The sequence below is a fragment of the uncultured Desulfovibrio sp. genome, assembly GCF_944327235.1.
Classification (GTDB): Bacteria; Desulfobacterota; Desulfovibrionia; order Desulfovibrionales; family Desulfovibrionaceae; genus Desulfovibrio.
This window is the reverse complement of the sequence record NZ_CALVHE010000147.1, coordinates 1-2,882: the sequence shown is the minus strand read 5'-3', so window position 1 is coordinate 2,882 and position 2,882 is coordinate 1. Positions and strand designations below refer to the sequence as shown.

Annotated in this window: 3 protein-coding genes and 1 pseudogene; all 4 read right to left on the bottom strand. The window is 58.4% G+C overall.

Going from position 1 to position 2,882, the window contains the following annotated elements; translation table 11 throughout:
- On the bottom strand, nucleotides 1–326 hold a 326-nt coding region (locus tag Q0K00_RS11660; protein ID WP_297229717.1), incomplete at its 3' end, for a TRAP transporter large permease subunit.
- The gene (locus Q0K00_RS11655) at nucleotides 326–886 is read right to left on the bottom strand and encodes a TRAP transporter small permease (protein ID WP_297229716.1); all 561 of its coding nucleotides are present in this window, start codon (nucleotides 884–886) and stop codon (nucleotides 326–328) included. The genes Q0K00_RS11655 and Q0K00_RS11660, both read right to left, overlap by 1 nt.
- Before the next feature lie 119 nt (nucleotides 887–1,005).
- Nucleotides 1,006–2,007, bottom strand: a complete 1,002-nt coding sequence (locus Q0K00_RS11650) for a TRAP transporter substrate-binding protein (RefSeq protein ID WP_297229714.1) — start codon at nucleotides 2,005–2,007, stop codon at nucleotides 1,006–1,008.
- Between the two features lie 605 nt (nucleotides 2,008–2,612).
- A pseudogene (locus Q0K00_RS11645) lies at nucleotides 2,613–2,882 on the bottom strand (C4-dicarboxylate ABC transporter substrate-binding protein); the annotation flags it as partial.

Sequence of the window (2,882 nt, the reverse complement as noted above, 5' to 3'; positions counted from 1 at the left end):
AACACGCAGGAAAGCACCGTGGAGATGGCCAGACCGCCGGGGATGGGGCCCACGATGTTTTCGGCGATGTTCACGAGCCTTCGTGATATGCCTGACGCTTCCATGAGGGCCCCGGCCAGCACGAAGGCCGGCAGGGCCATGAGCGGGAAGGCCGTCAGTGAGGCAAAGGCGCGCTCCACCATGATGCTGAGGTCGATGTCCAGAAGAACGAAACAGGCCATGGTGGCCATGCCCAGCGCCACCATGATGGGAGCCCCGATGAGCAGCAGGGCAAACAGGATGACAAAAAGAAGACCGCCGATGGCGAGAGGAGTCAAAGCTTCCATTAAACCCTGCCTCCTTCGTTTTGGGGCTCTTCACTAAGCAGGGCCCGCTGACTTTCCTTGACCGACTCTTCATCCGGGTCGGCGATCTCGATATGCAGGATGAACTTCATGACGTTCACCTGCACGATCCTGATGGCCATGAGCAGGAAGCTGAGCGGGAAAACGAGGTAGACCATGCCCAGGTCCCAGTCCAGGGCGGGCGTGGCATAGGGGAATTCACGCAGATCCATGACGGCGCGGTAGCCTTCATAGGCCATGATGAGACTGAAGATGAGCCAGGCCACATCGCTGAGCAGCAGACAGCCGTCAGAGAGCCATTTGGGGGCTTTCATGAACTGGATGGTCACGCGGTTGAGGGCGCACAGGCGGGTGGCGTAGCAGGCGCCGAAAAGGATGAACCACAGGAAGGCAAAGCGCGCGATCTCCTCGGTCCACGGCAGGGACATGTCCAGAGCGCGCAGAACAATCTGCATGAAGACGATCACGACGAAAAAGACCAGCAGAAGCTGACACAGATAGCTTTCGAAATGATCGAGAAGGGCGGTGACAAACTTTTTCACGCTTCCTCCAACGCTTCGTGCGTCATCCGTATGCTTTTCAGGGACACAGGCTGACGCGTAAGAGAAAAAGCGGGCCGGAATCGTTTGGCGGTTCCGGCCCGGGCATCACTCAGATGAGCTTACTTCCACTCAGGCTTGCCGCAAGCCTTGAGGTATTCGTTGATGGCGGCCTTGCCGCCCACGAAGTCGGCCATTTCGGGCCACACCGTTTCCATGGCGGCCTTCTTCCACTGCTCCTCGTCTTCCAGCACATCAACCTGCAGGCCGGCGGCGATGAGGTTCTTCTTGGCCTTTTCACCGTATTCCTTCTGGTACTTCAGCACTTCGTTCTGGGCGTACATGCCGGCGTCCACCGCAAGCTTCTGCATTTCGGGCTTCATCTTGCGGTACACGCGCTCGCTCATGACCAGGGGCTGGAGCTGGTAGGTGTAGTGCACTTCGGTCAGATACTTCTGGTTGGCTTCCAGGAACTTCATGGCTTCAAAGCCGATGTAGCCGTAGCACTGGCCGTCCACCACGCCCTGCTGGAGCGCCGTGAAGGTCTCGGCCCAGGATATGGGGGTCGGGCTGCCGCCGAAGGCCTTGTAGGAGGCGATCAGCACGGCGCTCTGGGGCACGCGGAACTTCAGGCCCTTGATGTCGTCCATCTTCTTGATGGGACGCTTGGAGTTGGAGATGTAGCGGAAGTCCGTGTAGGTCCAGCACAGCACGCGGAAGCCGGCCTTGGTGGCGTAGCTGTTGAGCAGTTCGGCGGGCTTGCCGTTGGTGCCGACCACCACTTCGTCCAGATTGTCGAAGAGGTAGGGCAGCGTCAGGATGCCGAGGCGCTTTTCAAAGGGCACGAGATTGGCGATGCCGCCCACGGCGAAGGGCTGGGAACCTTTCTGCACATTGCGGAAGACTTCGCTCTCGTCACCGAGGCTGCCACCGAAGAACAGCTGCACTTCGACCTGGCCCTTGGATTGTTCTTCCATGTACTTCTTGAAGGCCTTGGCGGCATAACCCTGTTCGGAATCTTCAGGGTCGCCCACAGCCACGCGGAAGATCTCCGCGGCGGAGGCGGTGGCGCTCCAGAGGAACAGAGCCGCAAGCATGAGGGTGAGAACTCTTTTGAAAGCCATCAGCATACTCCCTTTGGTTAAGGTTATTTTTACAAGTATACGGCAAAGCACAGGGGATTCCAGCCCAAATACGGCCGACAATGTAACAAATATTTGCCAGAATGTAACAAATTTTAATTTTGTTACAAATGATCCTCCATCACTGGCAGGAAGGTCCATTCTGTGATAAAAAAATTATATATTCAGACAGGCGGCGCGGAGCCCGACACCGGACTGCATCCTTCTGAAACGCCGTCAGGAGCAGGGAAGGAATGAGCGCCGCAGCCTGCTGGCCGTCGAGGCCGCGGACGCGGCAACCAGGAGAGAAAAATTTCGTGAAAAAAAGAGTATGGCGCGCTGGGCGGCGGTTCGCAGAACGGATGCCCCGCCGGGCGGGCACGCTCACGGCGTGACAAGAGAGCGTTTTCAGCCTGAGATGCGAAGCGTCGCAAACCATATGGCCTGCCGCATCCTGGAAGCAGCACGGTTTTTCCGCTCACGTCAGGCCGGGTGGCGTTGTGCCGCAACCTCGCGTTTTGCAGCTCTCAGCGGCAAAACGGTCAAAACAAAAAAACGGCTGCCCGTAGGGGGCAGCCGTTTTTTTGTTTTATGTTTGTTTCGGCGGGCTATCGCCAGAGGGGCTGGCCGCAGGCCTTGAGGAAAGCGTTGATGGCTTCCTTGCCGCCCATGCCGTCAGCCACGGCGGGCCAGACCTTCTGGAGGGCCACTTCCTTCCACTTGTCCTCGTCGGTCAGCTTGACGATCCGCAGGCCCTTGGCCACCAGCTCGCGCTTGGCGATCTCGGACATGGTGGAATGATACTTGAGGGATTCCTCCTGCGCGTACTTGCCGGCGTCCACCACGATCTTCTGGAGTTCGGGCGGCATCTTGGCGTA

Bases quoted from the DNA above. Each gene is read 5' to 3' on its own strand.
- Q0K00_RS11650 (WP_297229714.1), bottom strand. From the start codon at position 2,007: ATGGCTTTCAAAAGAGTTCTCACCCTCATGCTTGCGGCTCTGTTCCTC.